3 protein-coding genes are annotated in these 2,881 nt (G+C 73.1%); 2 read left to right on the plus strand and 1 reads right to left on the minus strand.

Annotated features, from left to right (window positions below; all coding sequences use genetic code 11):
- Positions 1-1,269: MFS transporter (locus ACWCSD_RS50895; protein ID WP_449926808.1), on the minus strand; the 1,269-nt coding region annotated here is incomplete at its 3' end.
- Between the two features lie 47 nt (positions 1,270-1,316).
- Between ACWCSD_RS50895 and ACWCSD_RS50900 the strand changes: the two genes are divergently transcribed.
- Together ACWCSD_RS50900 and ACWCSD_RS50905 are read left to right on the plus strand one after the other, a co-directional pair.
- The gene (locus ACWCSD_RS50900) at positions 1,317-2,102 is read left to right on the plus strand and encodes an SAM-dependent methyltransferase (RefSeq protein ID WP_397157913.1); all 786 of its coding nucleotides are present in this window, start codon (positions 1,317-1,319) and stop codon (positions 2,100-2,102) included.
- A 196-nt stretch (positions 2,103-2,298) separates the two neighbouring features.
- The coding region (locus tag ACWCSD_RS50905) for a trypsin-like serine peptidase (RefSeq protein ID WP_449926811.1) at positions 2,299-2,881 on the plus strand (583 nt) is incomplete at its 3' end.

Consider the following 2,881-nt stretch of genomic DNA (forward strand, 5'->3'; position numbering starts at 1 on the left):
GAACAGGGCGACCAGCAGGCCGCACGCGCCCGCCAGCGCGAAGGGGGCCGCGGGCCGCCACAGGTCGTAGAGCCAGCCGCCGAGGCCGGAGATGACGAAGATGCCGATCGCGCCGCAGAGCGTCTGGACGCCGAAGCTGGAGCCCCGGTAGCGGGCCGGCACCTGCTGGGCCAGCAGCGGGCCCGCCGTGGTGATGACGCTGATCTCGCCCAGCCCGACGGCCGCCGCCACCAGCATCATCCCCGGCCCGAGCGGGTCGCTGACCAGCAGCGTCGACAGGTACGCGGCCCCGGCCAGCGCCTGGGCCAGGATCACCACGTCCTGCCGCCGCATCCGGTCGCCGAGCCAGCCGAACAGCGGCGCGCCCACCACGATCACCATGTACGCGATGCCCACGATCGCGCCGCTCTTGGCCAGGGCCTCGGTGGCGGACATGCCGCGCACGGCCTTGGCGTAGTCCACGATCCACAACGACAGGAAGCTCGCCACCAGCGCCAGGTCGGCCCTGGCCACGAAGGACGCCGCGTACGACAGCGCCACGCCGGGGTCGCGGGCCAGCCGCACGCCCTCGACGACCAGCCGGCCCAGCCCGGCCCGCTCACCGGCCTGCTGCCCGGCCGAGTGCCCGGCGGGCGGCTCGACGGACGTGGCAAGGCCCGGGGCCAGCGTGCCGCGCAGGGCCAGCGCGCCCAGCAGCACCAGCCCGGCGACCACCAGGAAGCCCACCTTGGCCGCCGTGGCCGGGGCCATGCCGCCGCCCTCCAGCATGTTCGGCAGGCGTACCAGCACCAGCACCGCGATCACCGCGCCGATGCCGCTGAACAGGCCGAGCCAGCCGTAGGCCTTGCCGCGCGCGCGGTCGCGCACGTAGTCGGCGGTGATCGCGGACATGGTGACGTTCAGGGCGGCGATCCCGAGGGCGAACACGACCCGCAGGGCGACCAGGACGGCGACGTTGCCCGCGAACGGGTAGAGCGCCGCGCCCAGGGCGCACAGCAGCAGCCCCGCCACGGCGACCGGCCGCCGGCCGATCCGGTCGGCGAGCGCGCCGTACCAGGCCAGGCTCAGGATGAGCGCCACCTCCGCGGCGACCTGGAGGTAGCCGGTCGTGCGGCCCAGGTCGTCGCCGGACAGCCCCAGCGCGTCGGTGAGCAGGTACGGCTGGGCGGCCGGCAGGAACGTGATGACCGCCGTGCCGAGGAGCCCGAGCCCCATGCATGCCCAGAGGTTGGTCCTGCTGATCCCCGTCGCGGGGTCGAGACCTAACATGGCAGAGATCATCCCAACGTCAGCCCTAGATCGTCTAGGTTTGGCACATGATGAGTGACCGAGTCCCGCCGGGCGTCAGCGCCGCGGTGCCCAACGTGGCGCGGATGTACGACTACTACCTCGGCGGGAAGGACAACTTCGCGTCCGACCGGGCCGCCGCGGAGAAGGTGCTGTCGATCATCCCCGAGATCAGGGGCGACGCCCGCAACAGCCGGGCCTTCCTCCAGCGCGCCGTGCGCCACCTGCGGCAGGCGGGCGTCGACCAGTTCCTCGACATCGGGTCGGGGCTGCCGACCGCGGGCCACGTGCACGAGGTGATCGAGGGCGCGAAGATCGTCTACGTGGACAACGACTCGGTCGTGCTCACCCACTCCCGCGCCCTGCTCGGCCACTCGCCCGACGTCACCGTCCAGGAGGGCGACCTGCGGCGGCCGGAGGCCGTCATGGAGCGGGCGGCGGAGGTGCTGGACTTCTCCCGGCCGATCGCGCTGCTGGTGGTCTCGCTGCTGCACTTCGTCACCGACGCCGAGGACCCGGTGGGCGTCGTCCACCGTTACCGCGACCTGCTGCCCGCGGGCAGCCACATCGTGCTGACGCACGTCGCCCCCGACACCATGCCCAGCAAGGCCGACGACGTCAGCGCCGTCTACCGCAACGCGACCTCGCCGTTCACGGCCCGCCGGCGGTCGGTGTTCGCCTCCATGCTGGACGGCTTCGACCTCCTGGAGCCGGGCATCGTCAACACCCGCGAGTGGCGTCCCGACCCCGACACCGACCCGTCCCCGATCGACGGCGACTACCACCTGTGCGCGGTGGGCCGCAAGCGGTCCTGACCCGCGCGGCTTCCCTCCGGCGTGGCCCATCACCTCCGGGTGGTGGGCCACGCGTGTTTCCGCTCGCCCCACCGTTTCGAACATGTGATCCAAAACGTGTGGGCTTCCGTCGCCGGCCGTGCTTACGATCTTGGTGTTCGCCGGCCGGGCCGTCCGGCCGGCCCCACCGGACGGAGAGATGTCCTTGAGGCGTGCAATGATCGCGTCAGCCGCCGCGCTGAGCCTGCTGACCCCCGTCGTCGTGGCCGGGGCCGCGCGGGCGGCCACCGTCGCGACGGTCCCGCTGGCCACCGTCGTGGACAAGGCCAGGGAGGTGGCCGGGTTCTGGCTCGCCGACGACGCCGCCAACCTGCGGGCCGCCACGCCGTACACCGTGCTGGCCGCGGCGACGGGGGGCGAGCGCCTGTCCACCGGCGTCGTCCCGGACGGGCCCGCGGTCAGCACCCCGCCGATCGGGGCCGAGAGCCCGCCGCCCGGCGACGAGGTCGTGACGTCCGGCAAGGTGTTCTTCATCGGCGGCGACGGGCTGCCCCACTGGTGCACCGGCACCTCGGTGCAGTCGGCCTACCGCAACCTGGTGGCCACCGCGGGCCACTGCGTGTTCGACGTCGAGGCCCCGATGGGCGCGCTCGGCAAGTGGGTCTTCGTCCCCGCCTACTCCGACGGCGCCACCCCCTACGGCCTGTACGTCGGCAAGCAGGGCATCACCCACTACGACTTCGAGGACCTGCACGACTTCGACCGCGACTACGCCTTCGCCACCGTCTACAGCGGCGTCG

This window comes from Nonomuraea sp. NPDC001684 (genome assembly GCF_053596515.1).